Raw genomic sequence first — 23,927 nt, 5'->3', positions numbered from 1 at the left:
ATAGATTACTATACCCACAATTCGGCCCGATATAAAGGGCTTTCTATACTCTAAATTTCTACAATTTTATGAAAATTAATTTTCTGCCCATCTGGGCAACCGGCCTCTTACTAACCTGTTCCTTGCTTACTTCCTGCCAGTCAGAACTAAAGCCGACTACTCCGGCACTGCTGGTTGATACCTCTAAGCCGGGCCGCACCGGCATTATCACACCAGGTAGGTCTAGAGCCATAGCTATCACCTATCAGGAGATTGTGTATGAACTATCTACGCTTAGTTATTACCTGCCAAATAACGAAATTGGTCTGCGGCTCCATTAAGTAAATTCTAGGCAACCACGCACCCGTGGGCGGATGGGGTTCTATTGCGGATTGGTCAGGTACCACGGCCATTTATTATCATAATAATGCCCTGTATTTAGTTTGGAAGGACATTTTATATAAAGTAAATACGACCACCGGGCAGGTAGAAAAGAAATATGCCGGGGTAACCTGGTATGATGTAAAAGGCATTGCCGCGGTGCATGGCAGTGCGGACAAAATTTATGTAATGCGCAAAGACGCTTTATTCCAAGTTAATACGGTTACCGGAGCGGTTTTAGGTGGGGAGAACTTTGCCGATGTAAAAGCCATGACCGGAGTGGCCGGCTATTTATACATTGTTTCGGGCGCTAACTTGATTAAGATGGATGAGTTTAGCAATAAGCAAATTCTATCTAAACTCTATGCTTACACCGAATCTATCGGGGCCACCCGTAATCCTAAACTTATTGATTAGAGTAAGTCAGTCGAAAAGTTACTTTTTCTATTATTGTATTATTAGATTTCAATTACCCGAAGCCAGTAATACACGCCTGAAAGGGTAAATTTTAATATTACTTAAATAAACTAATCAAACCAGGGGGATCCTACCCCCTGGTTTTGATTGTAGTTTTAGGATTCTTGTAATTACAAAATTTTAAAAAATCGTTGTTGAATGAAACAGAAAATATATCAAATAGACGCCTTTACCGACAAAGTTTTCTCCGGAAACCCGGCCGCCGTTTGTCCGCTAAATCAATGGTTAGAAGACGATACTATGCAAAACATTGCCTTGGAAAACAACCTGGCTGATACGGCCTTTTATGTAAAGCAAGGCCATCAATATCAAATCAGGTGGTTTACCCCCACTATGGAAGTGGCCCTTTGCGGACACGCTACTTTAGCGGCCGCTTTTGTTTTATTCTACCACGAAGGTCATCCGGAAGATATCATCCACTTTTACTCCCCCAGAAGCGGAGCGTTAACGGTTACTAAAAAAGGGAAATTATTAACCCTGAATTTTCCTGCAGATACAATAGAGCCAGCAGCCTTATCTGACGAAATAATAAACTGCTTTGATCTGAAACCTCGGTTAGCGTTTAAAGGCAAAACGGACTACTTGCTCGTTTTTGACAAAGAAGCGGAAATAAACAAATTAACGCCTGCCTACGAGGTAATTGCCAAATTAAAAGCGCGCGGCGTTATTGTTACCGCTAAAGGCGACCAGGTGGATTTTGTATCAAGGTTTTTTGCTCCGCAATCCGGAATTAACGAAGACCCGGTAACTGGTTCGGCTCATACTACCTTAACTCCGTATTGGGCCAAACAACTTAACAAGACGCAATTATCAGCCATCCAACTTTCGGAACGCAAAGGTTATCTGCAATGCACCTATTTAAACGACCGGGTTGAGATTAGCGGCCAAGGAAAGTTATATTTAGCGGGGGAAATTTACTTGGATTAGAACAACCAAATAATACCCAATAGCGTTGCGGCTCAGGTTAGCGCCGCAACGCGGTTAAATCCTTCTTGAATGGCAGTTAAGACAGAAATTTACTGACACTAAGCCGAAATTTAAAAATCCTGTTTTTAAAACTACCCTTTTTGGAAGGCTTTAAAATTTAATATGGATATCTTCTAAACAAGCTCTCATTTCCTACCATCATTCATAATGCAGCCAAAATTTTAAAATTTAAAAACCGCTTATGTACATACCCAAAATAAACGCCATGACCGATGAAACCGAAATCGTCAGCTTCATGCAGCAGTATAGTTTTGCTACCATTATAACGGTAAAAGATAACCTGCCAACGGCCACGCATCTGCCCTTTAGTATTAGCCAAAGAGATGATAAAGTTATTCTCACGTCCCATTTCGCGAAGGCTAATCCGCAATGGCAAGAAGTAACGGCTAACAAGGTTTTAGTTATTTTTAATGAGCCGCACGCCTATATATCACCGCAGCATTACGAGAAAGAGTTAAACGTACCCACCTGGAATTACTTAGCCGTGCACGCCTACGGACAGGGCAAAATTATTTCGGAACCAGAAGAAATTTTAAAAAAACTGGAGGCAATGATTACCACCTACGAAGTAGATTATTTAAAACAATGGCATAATTTACCAGATGAATTTAAATTTAAAATGTTGAATGGTATTGTGGCTTTTGAGGTAGAGGTAACAGACTTGCAGGCCAAGAAAAAGTTAAGCCAGAACAAAACGGCAGTCGAGAAGCAAAGAATAATAAACGCTTTGGAAAACAGCCACTATGATTCGGAAAAGCAAATTGGTAATTATATGAGAAAAGACAATCCTGCTACTGCAAAGCAATAAAAGAATTTCTCGTCATTTCTAGTCCCGGTATAAGTTGTTTAAAAAACTTTGGAAACTGCTGTACACTGTTTTAAACTTTGCCTTATTCCTACATCATACAGGAATAAATTTTCATTTGCTAGCCTATATTATTCTTTGCCTTGTTGCTAACGTACTGAACTAAGAAGTGCTTCAAGGCTTATTTAGGTGTGGTTAGGTGCTGTTTTTTTTAATTTTTAATTAAAATACCTTACCAATATTCGGTTTATAAATGCTTGAACAATAAATAACACCGGTATCACAAACATCCAATTACATAATATCCAGGCAAACTGCGGCATTCCACAGGTTAAATCTGTTGTTGGAGGATTAAAATATTCATCCACTTTAAATGTAAGAAATGGATAAAATAAAAAAATTATAAGATAAAATATGTAAGTGATTCCTGTTTTAGGAAGGTTCGATTTTCCAACTGCTACGTTAATTAATAACGGAACGAGAATATAAGGAAGATACAATAGTAAAGTTCTCATGCTGGCTAACCATTCGTTTTTCATATTTAATACCACTTAACGTTAAGTGTTTATATTGTGCCCGCTTAACAGCAGTTCCGGGTCGGGCTGCACTAATGTAAGTAGAAAGCAGAAAACTTCGAGAACCACGTCATCCGGGCATAATTTAAACATAGTGTTATGGGCTGCCTTTTTTTATTTTAAGCCTGGAAAGCATTGTGACCCAGTAGCGCCGCCTCCATATTCTAAAACCACATTGTCTTTATAGAAAATGTAGGTGCAACTGTCATTATATTCTGAAATTAAGCTGTCATTCAAATTTTGGTCGAAAATGTTATAAAAGTACATTCCCATTCCGCTTCTCTGCCAACCAATGTTCACTGGATTTCCACTTGCTGCTGAGACGCAATTGGCTTTGTCAAGCTTTGATTTCAGTGTATTAAGTTCAGTTTTAGTCCAACCAAGCACCTGAAGCAAAGAATCAACTTTTTTTGAATCTATATCAAGGTTCCAGTTGTTTTGGTAGATTCCGTTCTTTTTAATATGGAAGATGCCGAGCTGTCCTTTTTCAAATTCTACCTTAACAAAGGTTTCCTTAGGTACAATTGATTTAAAATAATTCTTGGCTTCAAAAATATGTGTTTTCCTTTCTTCAAAATTTTCTACTAAATCCGCTTTAAAATAGCTTGGCTCTGTGAAGATTCCTTCAAACGCTATATGGATAAATAAAAAGAAACCTCCAGCAAGTGTAAAGAGGATACCAATAAGAATCAAAAATGCTTTAAGTACTTTATTCATTTTCTTAAAGTTGCAACTAACGTCTGGGCTATAGTGCGTTTATGCACTATAGGTTATGTTAGGTGTGGTATTTTTTTCTTTTATCATGAGTACTTAAGAACTTTTTTCCATATATATAGCTAAACTTCCAAATGTTATAAATGAAACAAAGCTAATCCAAGAGAAAATTATTATGAGTCTTCTTAACCTCATGTATTCTTTATTTTCTTCTACTGACTTAAATAGATAAAAAGGGAAGTATATAAATAATTTAGTGTACAAGTAGCTGAAGGGATTAAACCACAAATCGAAGAGGGACATGTCTGAGTTCTTTTTCTTTTTGAAAAGTAAGAAATGAAAATATGCTTTTAAGCCCCAACTAATTCCGTACAGATAAAACAGAACCCAAATAATAATTTCTTTAGTCAATTTTAATATTACTTATTGCACCTAACTTGTAGATAAACGGAGTTGTTCCGGTTATCTACATTGTGTATAGAGGAGTAGTTTCTTAGTTTACCGGGTATTTTCTACATTTTGCGAAGAAGTTTACTGTTTTCTGGCCTTATTATTCATTAATTAATCTAAACATTTTAATTTATAAATCATCCAGGCGCTGTGGATTTTCTGCAAAGCAACCATCCCCGCAAGCAAATAACAGCTAAATAGTTGCTTTACTTCTCCGGAAAACCTTAAGGTTAAAAATAATTTCCTGAAACAAGAAATCGCATTTTCATAAGTTAAAAAACCCAGTAACCTGGAACCATATTCAATAGCCATCTCATCTATTAAATTTTTTTGATTTTGAAGATGATTGGATGGAACATGATTATCCCGAAATAATTATTTAAACTTTATAAACCCAAATGCACAAAAAAAAGGCCTTCCTAATTCCGGAAGGCCTTTTTAGCTTAAATTTTAAAATTATTTAAATAACGCGGGTTACGCCGGGCGTTGGTATCGGGTAAAATCCGTTGGCATCGGGTTTGGTAGGCGTGGGCGCATCAAAGGCAAATTTCTCCGGCATAATGCTAAGCTGCGTATTTAGGGCATCGTCCCATTTCACTACTTGTCCGGAGTAAGTAGCGTTGCGGCCCAGAATAGCGGTCATGGTACTCTTGGCACCGTATTCGGCATCGTTTACCGGCGTGTTGTTGCGGATAGCCGCGAACAAGCGGTCGTGCTCGGTTTGGTACGGATCCGGATCGTTTTTAGCGCGATGGTTGTAGATGGAAGTACCTTTTAGGTCGGTAACAACGCCTTTACCATCGCCGGAAAGCGTTACCCGGCCTTTAGTGCCTATTAATACTTCTTCTACGCGGTTCATGGTGCCGGGCTGGTGGCGGCACTGGCTGTTAAAGATGGTACCATCGGCGTAAGTAAATTCTACGTAATGGTGATCAAAAATTTCGCCGTGGTCTTTGCCGTTCCGCACCTGGCGGCCACCCATGCCTTGCGCCGAAACCGGATACGCGTTTTTCACCCAGTTAATAACGTCGATGTTGTGGATGTGCTGCTCCAGAATATGGTCGCCGCAGAGCCAGTTAAAGTAGTACCAGTTGCGCATCTGGTATTCCATCTCGGTTTGGCCTTCTTTGCGCGGGCGCACCCATACGCCGGCGTTATGCCAGTAAGCCTGGGCACTGGTTATATCGCCAATAGAGCCATCGTTTACGCGCTTCAAGGTTTCCAGATACGCATTCTGGTAACGGCGCTGTAAACCCACCACTACTTTTAAATTTTTCTTTTTCGCTACCTCCGCCGCAGCTAACACGCGACGTACGCCGGGAGCATCAGTTGCCATGGGTTTTTCGGCGAAAATATGCTTGCCCGCGTTCACCGCTTCTTCAAAATGAATCGGGCGGAAGCCCGGAGGCGTAGCCAAAATAACCACATCGGCTAAAGCAATGGCTTTTTTGTAAGCATCAAAACCTACAAATTTGTTTTTCTCCGGTACATCAAACCGGTTTTTATCGGGGAATCTAGTACCAATAATCGTAAAACTTTCGTCGAGGTTGTCACGGAAAGCATCGGCCATAGCTACCAGTTTTACTTTACCTTGTGTACTCAAAGCCTGAATAGCAGCACCCCTACCGCGCCCCCCGCAACCCACTAAAGCTATCTTCAGGGTATCGTCGGCACCATAACGGGCATACGCATTGGTCTCGAACGGAATCTGGCTAACCAGGGCACCTCCCAGAAGGGCCGCTGAACCTTTAAAGAAACCCCGCCGCGACAGATGGGGAAATGGATTTTGGAGGTCTTTTTCTTCGCTCATGATGGTAGCTATTTTGGTTAATAATTATTTACTTTTTTAAATTTTTACTTTGCCGGACAACTCAGGACCCATAATCTTTAATCGGCTCCGACCAGTATTTCGCAATTTCTTCGGCGGAAGGTTGTTTAAGTGGTCGCACCACCCGAAACCCAATAAAAGGCGCATCGGTAAACCACCACTGGCTTTTCGGAATCTGCGGGTCGCGCTGCTTCCAGACGGGTTTCGAGAATTGCCGGGCCGCACTGCGCAACGCATCCGGATCATCGTCCCAGGAACCGCCCCGTAAGGTGTGGGCGTATAACTTAGTTGGTTTTAACCATGGGTTGGTAGCGGTATTTTTAGCAAATTGGGTGTAAAAGTTAGGATCGTACTGGTCCAGGGTCCATTCGGCTACGTTGCCGTGCATGTCGTACAAGCCAAAGGCGTTGGGTTTTTTACTGCCTACTTTTTTAGTGCCGGCGTTGCTGTTGTTAAAGTTCCAGCCATACTCATCCAGCTGAGCGGGATCGTCGCCAAAGGCGTAAGCGGTAGTAGCCCCGGCCCGGCAGGCGTACTCCCATTCGGCTTCGGTGGGTAAACGGTAAAAATGCCCGGTTTTGGCGGTAAGCCACTTGCAGTAAGTTAGCGCGCCAAACTGGGTCATGTTTATGGCCGGAAAGCCACTTTTACCCATGCCAAAGGTCATATCGAGGTACGGCGGGCTAGGCCGCGAAACCGCATCGGAAGGGCCGGTGGCGGCCATAGAAGAAGCATTCTGAGATTGCTTTTCTATTTCTTTGTACACGAAAATTTCAAATTCGTCCCAGGTAACTTCGTATTTACCCATCCAGAAGGGTTCAATTTTTACTTTGTGCTGCGGTCCTTCATCGGGTTTGCGCTTGGCTTCGGTGGCCGGGCTGCCCATCAAAAACTCGCCACCTTTTACGGGTACTAACTCAAAAGAAACTTTAGAACCCGGAATAAGCTCCTTATAAGAATCGAATTTTTCTTCTTGAAGAGCAGCGACAGCGGTAGAAGGTTGGGGTTTGTTGGCAAATCCGGTAGTTAGCAGCAAAAGAATTGTCCCGGATAAAAAAAATTTATTTAAATTCATCAGTAGATAAAGCCTTTGATTACCTGTCAGTTGCTGACAAAATCTACCGAAGTTAACCTTTTTTTATTGTAAATTAAACAGTAAGTCCTAGTACAAATTCAAGATTTATAATTTTTTCATAATTTTTGCGTAATTATTACGAGGTTGTTAACCTTTAAGTGTTTTTATTAATAATGTTTTATCAGCTATTTTCCTCATCAAAAGCTACTTTTTTTAAATTTTTAAGCAGAACTCTCTTTTAAAATTCTTAATTCTCTTTGATCGCAAGCTATCGGTTAATCTAAAAAATCGGTATATGATTTACCAATCATAAATACTCCGTTTGTTTTTGCTTTCAGGTATTCTCAAAAAATAAATAAAGAGTTTTTAAAAGCAATTGCCCGGTTATTGTATCTTTAACAGTTGCAAAAACGCTTAAAATTTAAAAATTATTCTTATTTAGTACTTATGATAAATCGTCGGAATTTTCTAAAACAAGCTGGCTCTCTTACGTTGGGGGCGGCTGCGCTTCCTTTTCTGGCCAATGCGGCTGCCAAACCCAAAGCGGCCGGCATTCAATTATATACGGTCCGGAAAGAACTGGAAGCCAGTGTGCCCAACACTTTAAAAAAATTAGCGGCTTATGGCTACAAAGAACTCGAATCGGCGCGAAGCGCGAAGGGTAATTATTACGGCTATTCACCCAAAGAATTTAAAAAACTGGTACACGACTTAGGCATGAACCTGCGCAGTGGCCACGTGCACATCGATAAAGACTGGCAAAAAACGGTGGCTGATGCCGCCGAAACGGGTCAGCAGTATTTGGTTTGTTCGTCGTTACCCAGCGAAGGCCAGACCATTAGCAATTACCAGAAAGTAGCCAACCAGTTTAACAAAGCCGGCGAAGAATGTAAAAAAGCCGGTTTAATATTTGGCTACCACAACCACGAGTACGAGTTCGAGAAAGTGGAAGGCAAAGTGTTGTACGATTTGTTACTGGCCGAGACGGACCCGAACCTGGTAAAATGGGAATTGGATTTAGGTTGGGTAGTAGCCTCCGGTTTCGACCCGATTGATTATTTTACCCGCTACCCGAACCGTTTTCCGTTGTGGCACTTAAAAGATATGAAAAAGTCGGAACCGGTGAGTACCGAGTTTGGCAAAGGCAGCTTAAACATTGCCCGCTTGTTCCAGAACGCCGATAAATCCGGTTTAAAATACTACTTTGTAGAACAAGAAGAATACGCCGGCGACCCCATGGACAGCGTAAAACACAATATTGATTACTTGAATAAGCTGAAGGTTTGATCAACCTGATAGTTTAACCGGTAGAAGCTCCCCAACGCTAAAAACCAAAACAGCCAACTTTCTATTAGCGAGTTGGCTGTTTTAGTTTCTAGCTTATATCCTACAGTACTTGCGAAATACGGCAAATAGTATAGATTTGTAGTATTAAAACTGTTTTATAAAATAATACTCTCTGATCAGGAGCCATACTGGTTCCGGTCGCTCCGGGCTCTTCTCCGAAAGTCCCGCAACAGTTATGTATTAATTATTTTATAAAGCAATCATGAAAGCAAATTTAAAAATAGCCGTATTGGGCGGCACCGGAAAAGCCGGTCAATACCTGGTTCATCAACTTCTTGCCAAAAGTATTCCTTTTAAAATTCTCGTCCGCAATCCGGAAAAATTTAAAAAAATAGACCCGCTTATTCAAGTAGTTTATGGCAATGCCCAGGATTACACCAGTATATCGGCTTTACTGGAAGGCTGCCAGGCGGTAATCAGCACTTTGGGTTTAGGGCAGCCCGCTAGCAAACCTACCCTTTTCAGCCAAGCTACCACGCATATTTTACAGGCGATGCAAGCGCACGCCATTTCGCGGTATATAGCTATAACCGGCCTGAATGTAAACACGCCATCTGATAAGAAAAGTCCGAAAACGCAAGCAGCTACCGGTTGGATGTACACGCATTACCCCATCAGTACCCAGGATAAACAAACCGAGTACGAGATTCTGGCCGCCAGTAAAACAGACTGGACTCTGGTTAGATTGCCTTTAATTGAGCAAACCGATGAAAGAAGAAAAATACAGGTAAGTTTAGAAGATTGCCCGGACGATAAAATCAGCGCCACGGACTTAGCCTGTTTTCTGATAGAACAATTAGACTCGGATGAATTTGTAAAGCAAGCGCCCTTTATCGCTAATAGCTGAATGCAGATAAAAACTTAGTTTACCTGCTGCTTTCTTTGAAAAGCAAAAAGCCGCTACCTAATAAAGGCAGCGGCTTTTTTAAAATTATTACGGATTAAGATCGCGGGCTTTTCCGGTTAAAGTTAATCCAATCGAGTAAGAACAAATCGCGTTTAGCCACTTCTTTGTTTTGGAACACTACGTACAAATCCTGCGGTTTAGCACCGGAATTGGTAACAGAAGCCGCTATTTCCGTCCAGCGCGGATCGTTGGCCATTAACGGGCCTTTGGCTTCCACCATAGTATTTTTAATTACCGCCGTAGCTACTACCGGCCCCTCCAGAGAACCGCTGTGTACCTCAATGGTACCGCCCGGATACCGGGTACCGTTGGCATTCACCCGGAACACTAAACTTTCAATACCGGTCAGGTCGATGTTTTTAAACGAAATCCAGGAATTATTTTGAATTTTATCGACGTAACCTAAACCACCGGAATTAGGCGGTCGCTGCGTATTAATTTGCTGATAGCCGTCATAATCTTCAGCTTGCACTTTCGGGTGGCGCAGCACCAAGGTTTTACGGTCAGTTAATGGGCCGGTAAACTCGCTGCCTTTATCGCGGTAACTAGCCGTAATAATGTACGACCCTTCCTCGCCGGTACCGATATGCTCTTTGGTGGTAAACTTACCTTGTAACGGCAGGCTGCCCCCCGCATTGTTAGTAGCCGAAAGCGATAAAATATACCGTACCATATCCGAAGTTTCGGCTTTGCTGTGTTGCGGATGCGCCGCCATTAAGCTGTGCCCCCAGTTGCCATTACCGCCTTTAATAATTTTTTCGGCCAGGAAACCAACCGAATTTTCGCCGGCCGCCGCATAACGTTCCGACACCATTTTGTAGCTCGGCCCGATGGATTTTTTTTCTAAATCGTGACACGATTTACAATCGCTGCCATCAATTAAGGCTTTTCCTTTCAAAAATTTAGTAGCCACGTTGCCCGATTTAGAAGCCGCCGAAATCAGCGCGTAATCTTTGCCCTGCGGTAAATAATCAAAAGCTAATACTACCTGGCTGGCATCAATTCCCTGGCCTAGGCTGCCTTCTTCTTTATCGCTTACTTTTACGTTGTAATTAAAAGTATTATTATCGAAGAAGAACGACCGGTTGCCGGTAATATCCACTACTACCTGCGGTGGTTCGTTACCTACCTTAATTTCGGTTTGGGTAATGGTGGTTTCACCTTTGTCGTCTTTCACGGTAAGCTCGGGTTTGTATACACCCGGCTTATCCAGGGTAAAAGTGGCATCGGCTTCGCGCGAAGTAACTTCACCGCCCGGCGTTAAGCGCCACTCGTACGTTAACTTATCGGTTTTGTCGTAGTCGTACGATTCTTTGGCCGATAATTTTACCTGTAACGGGGCCGCTCCTACTTGCTTATCCGCCACAATCGTGGCCACCGGGGCGCGGTTGCCTTCGGTGTATTCAATGCGTACTAAACGGGCATCGGGGTTACGGGCAAAGTAATTGGCCCCGTATTGCAGTAAATACATGGCCCCATCCGGACCAAACTGCATGTCAATCGGTTTAAATACTTCGGAATTCGGCAGGAAAGGCTCAATTTTCTTTAAAGTACCATCTTCGTTAAAGCTGATAACTTTTACCCAGCTGCGGGCCCACTCGTAGATAAATAACTTGCCATCGTAATAAGCCGGGAATTTCTTTTTGCTGTCGCCGTACATCTCGGAGTAATACACCGGACCCGCCATGGCGCTACGTGAGCCTTTGCCTAATTCCGGAAACTCTTTCGATTCGTCGTACGGGTACCAGATCATCGGCAATTGCGCCGGCGGTAATACTTCCATACCGGTATTGTTCGGCGATTTGTTTACTGGTCGGGCGGGATCGAAAAGTGGACCGGCCGTGTTGGTAGCAAAATCCCAATCGGAGTACGGTTTGTTATCGCCTACAAAATACGGCCAGCCGTGGTTACCGGCTTTGCGGGCCTGGTTCCATTCGTCGTAGCTGCGCGGGCCTTGCGGACCGTCTTTACCGCCATCCGGGCCTACGTCGCCCCAGTATAAATATTTGGTTTTGGCATCGATGGAGAACCGGAAAGCGTTGCGGGTACCCATCACGTAAATTTCGGGACGAGTTTTTGGGGTGCCTTTCGGGAACAAGTTACCTTCCGGAATATCGTAACCACCTTCGGCTTTCGGGATAATGCGTAAAATTTTACCGCGTAAATCGTTGGTATTACCCGATGATTTCTGCGAATCGAAAGGTCCGCGACCGGGACGTTCATCCAGCGGCGAGAAACCATCGGATTCTTTGGAGCTGGTATTATCACCGGTAGAAATGTACAGGTAACCTTCCGGGCCAAATACCAAACCACCGGCCGAGTGGCAGCAAGTTTCGCGTTGCACCGGCACTTCCATAACCAAAGTTTCGGATTTCATATCCAGGCTATCGCCGATCATGGTAAACCGGGATAAGTTTTGCTTGGATTCTTTTACTTCCGGGGAATAATAGAAATACACCCAATGGTTTTTTGAAAAATTCGGGTCTTTGGTTACGCCCAGCAAACCATCTTCGTAGTTGCCTTCGGTGTGCACGGTAAATTTAGAAATTACCCGGGTTGCTTTTTTAGCCGGGTCATACAGTTTCACGTTACCGCGGCGTTCAATAAACAATACCTTGCCTTCGTCCAGCACGGTCATTTGCATGGGCTCATCCAGGTTTTGATCCAGAACTTGCTGCACAAAGCGGCTTTCTTCGGGCACGCGGGCTACGGTTGCTTTGCTGTAGTCGAGCTTTTCAGTTTTCGCAATTTCCGATTCAATGTTGGTTCCTAGTTGCTTCTGGTATGTCGCATCGTTAAACTTTTCGGGAGTAGTTACTGGCTCGGGTTTAATTACTTTACCACCGGCCTGCACAAACCGCTCTAAATCTACCTGCTGGCTATGACCCAGGGCTTCGGGGCTGGAATTTAAAAATACCACGGCCGCATAGTTTTTCAAAGAGTCTTCGGTTATCCGGGAAGCCGTAAAAGCAGTATCTACTTTAAATTTGTGGTCGGGTGCTAATTTTTGCAGCGCGAAAACGCCGGCCGTAGCGGCTTCTGGACTGGTTTTAGGTTGCGTAAAAACTAAAACTTTTTTCTCGTGCCCCAGGTTGGTACACGCGTAAAAAGCCAGGACCAATAAACTCCAGCAGGAGCCCGTAAGTAGTTGTTTTCGTAATGTTTTTTTGTTTGACATGAAAGAAATAAATTAACAAATATTCCCTTGATCCAAAGATGGTTCAGGATCATCCGGGTTCATCTAATTGGCTGGTAATTTAGTCAGATTTCTTTAGAAAAAACCGGGGCTCTGGAAATTTTACGTGCAAATAACAGGAACCCATTTATTTTGGTGCGTTTGCGCAACTATTTTTGATATAGTTGTATTAATATTTGATGTGTTTGTATTAGTATTGATATAAAACAATACTGACGTTATTCTGTGGAGCCTTTTCAAGTCTCCATGCTCAGGTGCTATCTAACTTGATGCTACAAGTTTTGCCTCGTGGCCGGCGGGCCTCGTTTGGCTCTTCCGCCCTCGCCAGCCTCTCTTTCCTCGACTCCGTCTACGGAATTCTGCTGCGCAGAACCGAGACCCTGGCAGGTGCTCCACAGCCAAACTGCCATTATTTGCTCTTAGTTACCGTTTGATCCAGAAGAAAGAAACAAAATCAGTATTATAAATTTATTTAATTATGGTAGTTAAGTAAATGGACACAAGTAGTAAGACACAAGTATCAAGACAAAACAAAACGTAACAATTTAAATATCAGTGATTTAACCTTGTATTTTCAATATTGGAATGTATCTTTTAATTTGTCCTTTTACTTAATTTCAACTAATAAATATAAATTCTTACTCTACAAACTTTGCGGAATGAATCCGAAAAGCCGCAGCTAAAAGAAGCTGACATCAGTTTGGCTGTGGAGGGCCTTCTGGGTTCTGCGAACCTTTGGTTGTGGTGCCGAGGCACGAGGCATTGTGAGGCCCGAACAAAACAAGCTTAGACCGCCCGGAAGAGCCAAACGGGCCCCGTCGGCCAAGAGGCAAACTCAGCCGTGTCAAGTTAGATAGCACTTGGCCATGGAGACTTAAAAAGGCTCCAAAGAGTAACACTGTAAGCGCTTCCCTATCAACTTAGCTATGATGTAGCAGGATATTAATTCAAGCTGATCTCACAACAAAATTAACAACAAAAAAAGCCACCCGTAAGGAGGCCTTTCTTATGGCATTTTTTAATTTTTAATGCTGTTTTGACCCGGAATACCAGCTACCCCGGTGTTACTGCCGGTAGTAGTGCCGCCAATTTCGCCGGTTCCACCCACTGCTCCGGCACCGGTGGCTAAGTTGCCCCCGACTTCGCCGTTCGTAGCTAATTCCTGATCCAGGCTGGTATCGCCGGTAGTGGTGCCGGTGCCAATATTTTCTCCGCTGTGTTCGGCCGCTTCCGGATCTTCGTTGTTTTGCCAGCTGGCATCATCTTCCAGGCTATCTTCGCCGGCCACATTCAATACCGAACCCGACCAACCAAAAACTTCGGCCATCATGTTTTTAAAACTTATATCGTATTCGGCGGGCATTTTGTCCAAACCTGGGTTCTGCGCGACTTGTTCCGGTATCTTATTTGGTTCGGAATAACCAGATAAGCTATTAAATTTTTCCATGGTGCGTTTGCTGTAGTTCCAATCTCTTGTACGCATTTAGCTGCCTAGAGATAAAACAAATGGTAAACTGTTTTTAAAGAATATACCTATTTTGAGTCCGTATAAACCCGGATTTAGCAAAACAGAGTTAAAAAAGCTTGGCGATTTATGTAAATAAGAAATAAAATAACTCTTAAAACCAGTTAGTTTATATGCTATCTTCTCAAACTTCTGCGTTAGGCATATAGTAAAATTTCTGTTTCAGCAGCTTATTCAAAACAAACCTTTTATTCCGATTTTGGCTAAAATAGAGAGCCGCTAAATAAGTTTGATGACCATGAAAGAGAAAAAAATTCGCTTAAGTGTGCTCGACCAATCGCCGGTTCGCAAAGGCGGTACGGCGCGCCAGGCGCTTTTGGAAACGGTGCAACTGGCCAAAACTGCCGACAAGCTAGGCTATCATCGTTTCTGGGTATCGGAGCACCACAACACCCGCGGTTTGGCCGGCTCGTCGCCGGAAGTTTTAGTGGCGCATGTAGCTGGTAAAACCCAGTACATCCGGGTGGGCTCCGGGGGCGTAATGCTGCCGCACTACAGCGCTTTAAAAGTAGCCGAAAATTTCCGGCTGCTCGAAAGCCTTTTTCCGGGCCGGATTGATTTAGGAATTGGCCGGGCTCCGGGTAGCGACCGGATTACGGCGCACGCGCTTAATCCTTACAATACCTTTAACGAGCAAGATTTTGTGCAGCAGCTTACCGATTTAAACCATTACCTAAACGATACTTTTGAAGCAGGCACCGATTTAGTCCACATCCGGGCTACGCCTAATGCCGAAACAGTACCGGCGGTTTGGTTACTGAGTTCAAGTGGGCAAAGTGCTAGTTTTGCGGCGCATTTTGGTTTTGGCTTTTCGTTCGCACACTTTATTAATCCTAACGGTGGTCCGCAGATGGTAAAAGCCTACTGCTCGCAATTTCAGCCGTCCGAGAATTTGCCCGCGCCGGAAGCTAATGCCAGCGTATTTGTATTATGCGCCGACACCGACGAAAAAGCACGCGAATTACAGGCAGTTATGGATTTATTGATGCTTCGGATAGAAAAAGGCATTCGAGCGGGGGTGCCACCCTATGAAGATGCTATTGCTCAGCAATATACCGAAGCCGAACTGGCGCGCATTCAATACAACCGCCAGCGCATGGTAGCGGGTACGCCGGAGCAAGTAAAAGCAAAACTAACCGAAATGGCTACTGCCTACCACGTAGACGAACTGGTTATTGTAACCATTACCCACGATTTTGCCGACCGGCTGCGCAGTTACGAATTACTGGCCCAGGTTTTTGAATTGCCTCGTCCTACTGCTGCCCTGAACTGGAAGCCCGAGCCCGGTTTTTATGCCTAGGAAAGTGAATTTTTAAAATTTTACTCCTCTGCAATCTGAATATCCTTAAACAGCACGTGCATATCTTGGCCGCCGTGCAGTTGCAAAGCCAGATGGCCTTCCGGGCGGCCTGGATCATTACTAAGCGAAGCCGTTTTGTAACCATTAATAAACACGACTACGTAACCGCCCCGGGCAATAATAGTCATATCGTTCCACAAACCAGGCTTGAGCCAGCGTTTTACGTCTTCGGGTTTAGGCTGCACGACCCACTCGCGCCCGCCGGTTTCGTACAAACCACCCGCATCTTTTTCCGGATCAATTTCGGCCTGAAAACCATGAACACCCACCTCGTTGTTAGTTTCTTCGCAGCGAAAGTAAAAACCACTGTTGCCGGTTACGGGTCGAAACTTTACTTTTACGGTAAAATCTTGGTAAACCTTATCGCTCACGAGTAAACCGTGCCGTTTCTCGTCTTTGGTGCTGGTGCCCACAATAGCCCCATTTACTACCTGCCAGTTACCGCCCGGGATAGTATGCCAGCCACTTAAAGAATGTCCATCGAATAAGCTAGTGAAAATCTGTTTATCTTTATTTGCGTGAGGGTTCTGAGCATGTACCGCCAGATTACTCCAAAAAAAGAATCCTATCCGCAGCCCCCACAGGCGCAGAGGGTTTTTATTTTTCATGGCTTGAGTAAGTAAAAAGAAAGTATAAAGCAAAATAATGTTTATCTCTCTAAATTAAAAAAGCAGTGTTATTTACTATTTATTAAATGCTAAATAACTTTTATACTTTACAATGAAAAACAGAAGACTTTTATACAGCTAAGAATAAAATGAAAGTTGGTGAAGATTATAACGATTTATCTGAGCAGCGCTTTATATTCTTTTGGCAAGTGTGTATAAATTTGATAAGCCTTAGCTTTTTTATATTATGCTGCTGCGTAGCTAAATAGGTTCCTCCTGAATGACACCGTGGATAGATAAATATTTTAAAAATTTAAAAATCTGCTCGCCTACAATGCAACAAACAGCCTCCGCCACGTGCAAGGATTGACGCTTAACTACTCTGTTATTCATCGAGTTATTAAAATGCTTGATTGCTGATGTTTTTTAGAAATAGCTGCCTCTCCTTCCCTGTTTTTAGGGAAGGTGCCCTTTAGGGCGGAAGGGTTTCTTCTATCAAGACAAAAAGAACAAAGAATTGAGCAATGAAACAACTTCAAAAAGAAATCAAGGCAACTGCATCAGCTATACGAACAACAACTTCCCTACTCCCCTATTAACCAAATTACGGAAACCCGCGTACGAACCTGCAAAAAAATCAAACGCCCTTATGCACATCACCGATCGTTTTCGTCCGTCTTTGGCCCTTCTGACTGATTTGTACCAGCTTACCATGGCGCAAGGTTACTGGAAAAAAAGCATGGCCGAACAAGAAGCAGTTTTTCATTTGTACTTCCGGAAAAACCCGTTTAGTGGTGGTTACACGGTAGCGGCCGGTTTAGCCGATGCCATTGATTATTTGCAGCATTTAAAATTTACCCCGGAAGACACGGCTTACCTGGGCAGTTTACGCGGTAATCGCAACCAACCGTTGTTTGAAGCGGGTTTTTTAAAATACCTGGAGCAAATGCAGTTTACCTGCGACGTGGCTGCTATCCCCGAAGGCGCCGTGGTTTTCCCGAACGAACCGCTGCTGCGCATTTCCGGACCTATTCTGCAGTGCCAGCTCGTAGAAACGCCATTACTGAACATTATTAATTTCCAGACTTTGGTAGCTACCAAGGCTACCCGCATCGTGGAAGCGGCGCAGGGAGATCCGGTAATGGAATTTGGCATGCGCCGGGCGCAAGGACCCGATGGCTCTTTATCAGCGAGCCGGGCCGCGTTTATTGGCGGCGTGGGAGCTACCTCCAACCTGCTCGCCGGGCAAATTTTTAATATTCCGGTGAGGGGCACGCACGCGCACAGTTGGGTCATGAGTTTCGACGAAGAACAAGATGCTTTTGCTGCCTACGCCAGCGTTTTCCCCGACGATTCCGTGTTTCTGGTAGATACTTATAATACCGTAGCTGGCATTAAAAAAGCCGTGGAAGTAGCGAAAAAACTTCGGGAACAAGGCCACGAATTAATGGGCATCCGGCTGGATTCCGGCGATTTGGCTTATTTAAGCAAAGAAGGCCGCCGCCTATTTGACGAAGCTGGATTTCCGAAAGTTTCGATTGTGGCCAGTAACGACCTCGACGAGTATTTGATACAGAGTTTAAAGCTGCAAGGCGCCCGCATTGATACCTGGGGCATTGGCACTAAACTCGTAACTGCTTACGACCAACCGGCGCTGGGTGGGGTCTATAAATTAGCGGCCCTGCGTAACACGAGCACCGGACAATGGGAATACAAATTAAAATTATCGGAACAACTAGCCAAAATTTCCACGCCGGGTATCCAGCAGGTGCGGCGTTTTTATAATGAAGAAGGCTTTATTGCCGATATGATTTATTCCGAGGAAACATCTCCAACGTATACCTTAATCGACCCGAACGACGTAACTCGGCGCAAAATCATGGCCGATGCTACCAATTTTCAAGATTTACTGGTTCCTGTTTTTCATCAAGGGCAAGTAGTCTACCAAAATCCGGATCTCCGCGCTATTCAGCAATATGCCCGCCACCAGGTGCAGCAATTGCACGAAACTACCCGTCGCTTCTTAAACCCGCACGTGTACCCGGTTGGCCTGGAAAGCCACCTGTTTCATCAGAAATTAGAAATAATCTTAAAACTACGCCAAGGCGAAAAAGCTTAAAAACAGATAAAGTTCCTGCTTAACAACGATGTATAATACAACAGTAGCCAGTAGAAATAAATAACGTCTGAGTAGCAAGTAGCCATGCTCTAAAACGTCAGACGGGAGACTGACTCTTGTTCGTAGGTGCAAGTAACGCTTTGCTTAACACTTACGCCAAGTTGTTGTTTTTTAAATTTTACAAATGCTAAATCTTAAATCATATAAATCAGTCCGGCAGCAAACCTAAGTAGTTTGTCGTTTTTAGTTGTTCGTTATTCGTATAATAAAGCACTATTAATCAAGTAATTAATTCCTAATATTTATCAATTTAATTTTTTTTGCTCAAGTACTTAAAAGCCGTAGCTAAGAGCAAAGACACCCGTTTGGCTATGGAGGGCCTTCCTGTGTTCCGGTGCGGAGCACTCCGCAGCGGAGCGAGGAAAGAAGAAAACAGGAGTAGTCGCATCTCCTCCCCTGTTTTTAGCTTGCCGCAGGCGGAGGGGTTTTCGAGGCCAGCCATGAGGCAATACTTGAAGCCAGCAAACAAGATAGCACCCGCGTATGGAGCCGGTTCCCGGCTCCAGGTAAAAGCCGTAAAAACATATAGCAAGAACCAACCCTCCACTTTACCAAGATTAAGTAAAATAATACCGTACATCCCCGGAACAATCCTTATTTTTGCCTTTTCAAAGAAATGTTTAAATTTTTCATGAAAATACGAACCGGCTTCGGCTACGATGTGCACCAACTACGCGAAGGACTCGATTTTTGGCTGGGCGGCATACAAATTCCGCATACGCACGGGGCGCTGGGCCACTCCGACGCCGATGTCCTTATCCACGTTATCTGCGATGCGTTACTAGGCGCCGCCAATATGCGCGACATTGGGTACCACTTCGCCGACACCGATCCGCAGTACAAAGGCATCGACAGTAAAATTTTACTTCGCGACGTGTTAAAACTCATCCGGGAAGCCGGCTATGAAATTAGTAACATCGATTCCACCGTTTGCTTGCAGGAACCCAAAGTAAATCCGCACATTCCGGCCATGAAAACTTGTTTGGCTGAAGTTATGCACTTGCCCGAAGAGGCTATCTCCATTAAGGCTACCACTACCGAGAAACTAGGCTTTGTGGGTAAAAAAGAAGGGGTGGCCGCTTATGCCACCGTTTTAATTTATAAACCGTAGTGTAGTATATTGTAATGCTTAGTAGTAACGTTTAAGCAAATAAACTACCTGTAAACCAGGCTTTAAACATTTTTAACGCTAGTAACCGCTATTTTTTAAATTTTTTCGTTTCTCACCATTAAATTTTAATGCTGTAGTCCCCGTTTTATTGTCCACCAGAAAGTAACCTAATGAACAAAAATTTATATACTCTTGCTTTAGCCGCAACTTTAATTACTGCGAGTTGTTCCAAGCCGAAAGCTATCAGCAGTGTGGCCGAAGAGAAAGCCATTACCGATGTAACGAAACTGCGGGCAGCCGCTCCAACGTACGCGGCCACCATTACCGCCGCCGACTTAACCAAACACTTAACCGTTATTGCTTCCGACGAGTACGAAGGTCGAGATACCGGCGAAAAGGGCCAGAAAATGGCCGCCGAATATATCTCTAAACAATTTAAAGAAGATGGCCTAATTGGTCCGGTAAAAGACGGCAGCAACCCGTATTATCAAACCTTTAACCTCGAAAAAACTTCCTGGGACGAAGGCTATGTAACCATTGATGCCAAAAAGTTTATTTTTCTGGATGATTTCTACGTGCAAGGCGACCCTACTTTTTCCACGGAGCAAAACCTGGAAACGGTGTTCGTGGGTTACGGCATCGAAGACTCGGCTTACACCGACTACACCAATGTGGATGTTACCGGTAAAGTAGCCCTGATGTTCGTGGGCGAACCTACCAACCGCCAGGGCAAATCTTTAATTACCCAAACCAGCAAACCTTCGGCCTGGTCTACGGATTGGAAAAAGAAAAGTACCGTAGCCGCGCAAAAAGGGGCCTTAGCCGTAGTTTTAATCAGCAGCCGCACCTCCCAAGACGAATTTAACCAGTACGTGGCCCGCATTAAAGCCGTAGCCGAACGGGCCTCGGTGAAGTTTCCGAAAGAAAAAGCCGAAGCGCCGGAAGTACCCGGCATTTTTATCGGCCCCGAAATGGGTGGCCGTTTACTCAACGCCACTACGCGCAACCTAACCGCCTACCACGGCCAGGTAAGCAAAGCCAGCCAGGCCATTGCCTCGCCGTTTAAACCCATCCGTACCATTCAGGTAAAGTTGGCCCGTAAACGCGAGCCGCTCCCCACCGAAAACGTGCTGGGCTTGGTAGAAGGCACCGATAAAAAAGACGAAATTGTAGTAGTAACCGCGCATTACGACCACGTGGGTGTACAGGATGGTAAAGTGTACAATGGCGCCGACGACGACGGTTCCGGCACCGTAACGGTACTGGAACTGGCGCAAGCATTTGCGCAAGCTAAAAAAGATGGTTTCGGCCCCCGCCGCAGCGTATTGTTTATGACCGTAACCGGCGAAGAAAAAGGTTTGCTGGGCTCCGAGTATTACACCGACCATCCGGTACTGCCCTTGGAAAATACCGTAGTCGATTTAAATATTGACATGATTGGCCGCCTGGATAAAGAGCACGAAAACGACAAAAACTACGTGTACGTGATTGGTTCCGATAAATTATCGTCGGAGTTGCACGCCATTAACGAAGCGGCGAACAAACAATATACCCAACTAAAATTAGATTACCGGTTCAACGATCCCGAAGATCCGAACCGTTTTTACTACCGTTCCGATCATTATAATTTTGCGAAACACAACATTCCGGTAGCCTTTTTCTTTAACGGCGTGCACGACGATTACCACCAGGATACCGACGAAGTAGATAAAATTCTATTCGATAAAATTGAAAAAATTGGCCGCCTGGTATTTAACACCACCTGGGAGCTCGCCAACCGCGACGACCGGATAAAGGTGGATAGCAATAAGAAGTAGATTCAGTGTTATTATATTCTTCATAATAAATAAACATTAAATTGACATTTCTCAATTATGCTCGGTTCTAAACTTCATTCTTTTACTTTAAGAATAAAGTTTAGAACCATTTATGTTTTATAATATTACATATTAAATATATTTAAATAATATCCATTTTATCTCCATATGAGTACTGTCAACAAAGGAGATTTTTTTGAGGAAAAATCATTTAAACTAATTGAAGATGCTATCAATAGCCAGCAATTAGGAATTATACCTGCACAATGTACTATTTATAAAAAGAAGAAATATTATTCCAAAGATAGAGAAAGTGATATTATTTTTGATTTAGCAATTGAGGTTTGGCCACCTGGAGCTCAACGTTATACTCTCTTATGTATAATTGAGTGCAAAAGCTATTCTAACCACAAAGTTCCTGTAAGTGATGTCGAAGAATTTCATGATAAAATCAAACAAGTAGCTGGAGTACATGTAAAAGGGATTTTTATTACAGATAATACTTTCCAAGATGGAGCCTTTAGATATGCTAAATCAAAAGGGATCATGCTTATTGAAGCAGGAGATGACAATTCTTATGATATAAAATTACATAAAATAAATAGAAGTAGTAACATTTATAATGGATATAATTCAATAAAAGAACTTAAGGATGAACAAAACTTTGATGCACCTTTGATTCTTGGAATAAATAGTACTGCATTCTCCTGGAATGTTACTTTAGAAAACTTTTTTACTAATTTATTTAAAAACAAACCTTTTAAATCAAGTAAAGAAAACAATCAAGTTCAAGGATTACTTAGATTATCTAATGAATCAATCGAGAAAATCACTACTGACATATTAACATCATTTGATCCAGGCATACTTATCTACCACGACAAAATAAGTTTGTCAAAATTCATTATCTATCTAAATCAGAAGTATAGTTTAAAGACAGATTTTAATCAGGATCTAGGTTTTGATTCCAACGGTAATAAAATAATAGGTTTTTATAACAATGCATCAAAATCTATTTTCATAGATCATTCTATCCAATTAACAGAAAGATTCTCCTTTGTACTCGCTCATGAATTAGGCCATTTTTTTCTTCATAGTAAACTCACACTAGATCAAGAAGTATATGATAACTTTAAAGATTCAGAATATAATTTGATACTAGGAAAGCATGAGTTAGTAAATGCAAAACATTGGATAGAATGGCAAGCGAATCAATTTGCCGCGTCACTACTTATGCAGAAAAACAGCATATCTGTGCGTTTAATAATGTACCAAATAAACCATGGAATTAGAAATAAAGGAACTATTTATTACGATAATCAGCAGGTAAATCGGGAAGATTTTTTTTAAAATAATAACCTTTTTAGCAGACTTTTTTACGGTTAGTAAGACAAGTGTAAAATATAGATTATCTGATTTAGGAATTATAACTTATGCCACAGGTCAAACTAGCCATTGGACAAATTATTTTAAAGAATTACAAGATAATTCTGATGCAAAATCCATAACTGAAAGCAGAACTAATCTTTTCTAAATTAATTAATAGAACTATAAAAATCATAAGTTTTAAATTATAAAAAATTAATCATAAGTTTAAACAAATATTGCAAATCAGAAGACACAATCATTATAAACGTCCAATATTAACATCAAAGGCTAAGGTATAGAATAAAAAACCTTTAACAATCAGTCAGAAGATATTTATTCTCTCAATTAACATCAAATTTTGCCCAATGCTTAATTCTTTTGGTATAATAAACCTTCTGCAATTCAAACTTGTAAACAAAAGGAATGAATATTACTGATAGAAAGTATTTTCAAGAATATCACGAGCAAATTGGAAAAGATATAGAAAAGCTGGCGGCTAATTTTGATTTTAAGGAACAAACGGGGAATTTAAGTTACGCTACGCAAGCTTCGGCGGTTTATTCTGCTAATATTGAAGGCAACCGCATTGACTTAAATACTTTCGGCGGTTTAAATTTTCTGCTCAAAAATTTAAACCGCCGAAAGTATTACAAGAAATTGATAACCTGGTTGCGGCTTACGAATGGGTGCAAAAAAATAGTTTGAACGAGAAAAACTTTCTGAATTGCCATAAAATAGTAGCTAAAACGCCGGTTATCGCTAGTAAAAGAGGCAAATGCAGAACGGATAAAATAGGCGTATTTAGCGTATCCGGGTTGGTTTACCTAGCTATTGAACCTGAATTTGTAAAAGAAACAATGCAGGAGTTCTTCCGGCAAATTGCTTTTTTACTACAACAAACTCTTTCACCAGCAGAAGCATTTTATTATGCTTCTCTTATTCATTTAAAGTTAGCCCATATTCATCCATTGCAGGATGGTAATGGCCGGGCAACCCGTCTTTTAGAAAATGGTTTTTAGCCGCAAAATTAGGTAACCAGTACTGGCAAATTCCTTCCGAAAAATACTACAAAGATCATCAGGTGGCCTACTACCAGCATATACACCTGGGTAGTAACTATTATGAATTAAATTACGATAAGTGCCGGCCTTTTTTAAAAATGTTGCCCCATTGCCTTAAAAAAGAAAGTCTGATTTATTAAAATCGGACTTACAAGGCATTTTCTGGTAAGCCGGGTC

Annotated in this window: 21 protein-coding genes; 13 read left to right on the top strand and 8 right to left on the bottom strand. The window is 42.6% G+C overall.

Going from position 1 to position 23,927, the window contains the following annotated elements; translation table 11 throughout:
• The first annotated feature begins 68 nt into the window (after positions 1-68).
• From AHMF7616_RS26230 to AHMF7616_RS23580, 4 genes are all read left to right on the top strand, one after another.
• Positions 69-320: a hypothetical protein gene (locus AHMF7616_RS26230; protein ID WP_147275768.1), complete on the top strand. Its 252-nt coding sequence runs from the start codon at positions 69-71 to the stop codon at positions 318-320.
• Positions 321-345: 25 nt separating this feature from the next.
• A complete protein-coding gene (locus tag AHMF7616_RS23590; protein WP_115375122.1) occupies positions 346-777 on the top strand; it encodes a hypothetical protein in 432 nt (143 codons plus the stop codon).
• Between the two features lie 198 nt (positions 778-975).
• On the top strand, positions 976-1,764 hold the full coding sequence (locus AHMF7616_RS23585) for a PhzF family phenazine biosynthesis protein (RefSeq protein ID WP_115375121.1): 789 nt from the start codon (positions 976-978) through the stop codon (positions 1,762-1,764).
• Between the two features lie 241 nt (positions 1,765-2,005).
• Entirely contained in the window at positions 2,006-2,632 is a 627-nt protein-coding gene (locus AHMF7616_RS23580; protein WP_115375120.1) for an FMN-binding negative transcriptional regulator, read from the top strand.
• Positions 2,633-3,318: 686 nt separating this feature from the next.
• Here the strand turns inward: AHMF7616_RS23580 and AHMF7616_RS23570 are convergent.
• The 3 genes from AHMF7616_RS23570 to AHMF7616_RS23550 form a co-directional block, all read right to left on the bottom strand.
• On the bottom strand, positions 3,319-3,921 hold the full coding sequence (locus AHMF7616_RS23570) for a hypothetical protein (protein WP_115375118.1): 603 nt from the start codon (positions 3,919-3,921) through the stop codon (positions 3,319-3,321).
• 907 nt (positions 3,922-4,828) lie between these two features.
• Positions 4,829-6,178 (bottom strand): Gfo/Idh/MocA family protein, encoded by a 1,350-nt coding sequence (locus AHMF7616_RS23555; RefSeq protein ID WP_115375115.1) that lies wholly within the window; start codon positions 6,176-6,178, stop codon positions 4,829-4,831.
• Between the two features lie 61 nt (positions 6,179-6,239).
• A complete protein-coding gene (locus tag AHMF7616_RS23550) occupies positions 6,240-7,271 on the bottom strand; it encodes a formylglycine-generating enzyme family protein (protein WP_115375114.1) in 1,032 nt (343 codons plus the stop codon).
• A 447-nt stretch (positions 7,272-7,718) separates the two neighbouring features.
• Here AHMF7616_RS23550 and AHMF7616_RS23545 point away from each other — a divergent pair, with 447 nt between their 5' ends.
• Positions 7,719-8,558, top strand: a complete 840-nt coding sequence (locus AHMF7616_RS23545) for a sugar phosphate isomerase/epimerase family protein (RefSeq protein ID WP_115375750.1) — start codon at positions 7,719-7,721, stop codon at positions 8,556-8,558.
• 262 nt (positions 8,559-8,820) lie between these two features.
• Positions 8,821-9,465, top strand: coding sequence for an NAD(P)-dependent oxidoreductase (locus AHMF7616_RS23540; protein WP_115375113.1), 645 nt, complete (start codon positions 8,821-8,823; stop codon positions 9,463-9,465).
• A gap of 94 nt (positions 9,466-9,559) precedes the next feature.
• On the opposite strand, the gene AHMF7616_RS23535 is transcribed toward AHMF7616_RS23540, so the two are convergent.
• Both AHMF7616_RS23535 and AHMF7616_RS23530 read right to left on the bottom strand, forming a co-directional pair.
• Positions 9,560-12,703 carry a PQQ-dependent sugar dehydrogenase gene (locus AHMF7616_RS23535; RefSeq protein WP_115375112.1) on the bottom strand — a complete coding sequence of 1,048 codons (3,144 nt, stop codon included), beginning with the start codon at positions 12,701-12,703 and terminating at the stop codon, positions 9,560-9,562.
• Positions 12,704-13,739: 1,036 nt separating this feature from the next.
• Positions 13,740-14,204, bottom strand: a complete 465-nt coding sequence (locus AHMF7616_RS23530) for a hypothetical protein (RefSeq protein ID WP_115375111.1) — start codon at positions 14,202-14,204, stop codon at positions 13,740-13,742.
• Positions 14,205-14,484: 280 nt separating this feature from the next.
• On the opposite strand from AHMF7616_RS23530, the gene AHMF7616_RS23525 reads away from it, so the two are divergent.
• Positions 14,485-15,546 (top strand): LLM class flavin-dependent oxidoreductase, encoded by a 1,062-nt coding sequence (locus tag AHMF7616_RS23525; protein WP_115375110.1) that lies wholly within the window; start codon positions 14,485-14,487, stop codon positions 15,544-15,546.
• Between the two features lie 20 nt (positions 15,547-15,566).
• Here the strand turns inward: AHMF7616_RS23525 and AHMF7616_RS23520 are convergent, their stop codons facing one another.
• Positions 15,567-16,214, bottom strand: coding sequence for a 3-keto-disaccharide hydrolase (locus AHMF7616_RS23520; protein WP_115375109.1), 648 nt, complete (start codon positions 16,212-16,214; stop codon positions 15,567-15,569).
• A 261-nt stretch (positions 16,215-16,475) separates the two neighbouring features.
• Positions 16,476-16,607: a hypothetical protein gene (locus AHMF7616_RS27595; protein WP_262511737.1), complete on the bottom strand. Its 132-nt coding sequence runs from the start codon at positions 16,605-16,607 to the stop codon at positions 16,476-16,478.
• 256 nt (positions 16,608-16,863) lie between these two features.
• On the opposite strand from AHMF7616_RS27595, the gene AHMF7616_RS23515 reads away from it, so the two are divergent.
• Positions 16,864-18,333, top strand: coding sequence for a nicotinate phosphoribosyltransferase (locus AHMF7616_RS23515; RefSeq protein WP_115375108.1), 1,470 nt, complete (start codon positions 16,864-16,866; stop codon positions 18,331-18,333).
• Positions 18,334-18,643: 310 nt separating this feature from the next.
• On the opposite strand, the gene AHMF7616_RS23510 is transcribed toward AHMF7616_RS23515, so the two are convergent.
• Entirely contained in the window at positions 18,644-18,940 is a 297-nt protein-coding gene (locus tag AHMF7616_RS23510; RefSeq protein WP_147275767.1) for a hypothetical protein, read from the bottom strand.
• A gap of 84 nt (positions 18,941-19,024) precedes the next feature.
• Between AHMF7616_RS23510 and ispF the strand changes: the two genes are divergently transcribed.
• The 5 genes from ispF to AHMF7616_RS23485 all read left to right on the top strand — a co-directional run bounded on the left by ispF (position 19,025) and on the right by AHMF7616_RS23485 (position 23,708).
• On the top strand, positions 19,025-19,504 hold the full coding sequence (ispF, locus tag AHMF7616_RS23505; RefSeq protein ID WP_115375749.1) for a 2-C-methyl-D-erythritol 2,4-cyclodiphosphate synthase: 480 nt from the start codon (positions 19,025-19,027) through the stop codon (positions 19,502-19,504).
• Between the two features lie 170 nt (positions 19,505-19,674).
• Positions 19,675-21,321: a M28 family peptidase gene (locus AHMF7616_RS23500; RefSeq protein ID WP_115375106.1), complete on the top strand. Its 1,647-nt coding sequence runs from the start codon at positions 19,675-19,677 to the stop codon at positions 21,319-21,321.
• A 168-nt stretch (positions 21,322-21,489) separates the two neighbouring features.
• Positions 21,490-22,671 carry an ImmA/IrrE family metallo-endopeptidase gene (locus AHMF7616_RS23495; protein WP_115375105.1) on the top strand — a complete coding sequence of 394 codons (1,182 nt, stop codon included), beginning with the start codon at positions 21,490-21,492 and terminating at the stop codon, positions 22,669-22,671.
• A gap of 441 nt (positions 22,672-23,112) precedes the next feature.
• Positions 23,113-23,394 carry a hypothetical protein gene (locus AHMF7616_RS23490; protein ID WP_115375104.1) on the top strand — a complete coding sequence of 94 codons (282 nt, stop codon included), beginning with the start codon at positions 23,113-23,115 and terminating at the stop codon, positions 23,392-23,394.
• Positions 23,391-23,708, top strand: a complete 318-nt coding sequence (locus tag AHMF7616_RS23485) for a Fic family protein (RefSeq protein ID WP_158546239.1) — start codon at positions 23,391-23,393, stop codon at positions 23,706-23,708. The genes AHMF7616_RS23490 and AHMF7616_RS23485 overlap by 4 nt, the downstream gene beginning before the upstream one ends.
• The last annotated feature ends 219 nt before the right edge of the window (positions 23,709-23,927 follow it).

Origin of the sequence: Adhaeribacter pallidiroseus, from assembly GCF_003340495.1 — a bacterium.
GTDB lineage: Bacteria > Bacteroidota > Bacteroidia > Cytophagales > Hymenobacteraceae > Adhaeribacter > Adhaeribacter pallidiroseus.
Note: the sequence above shows the minus strand (reverse complement) of the source record. Positions and strands in the feature narration are given on the sequence as shown.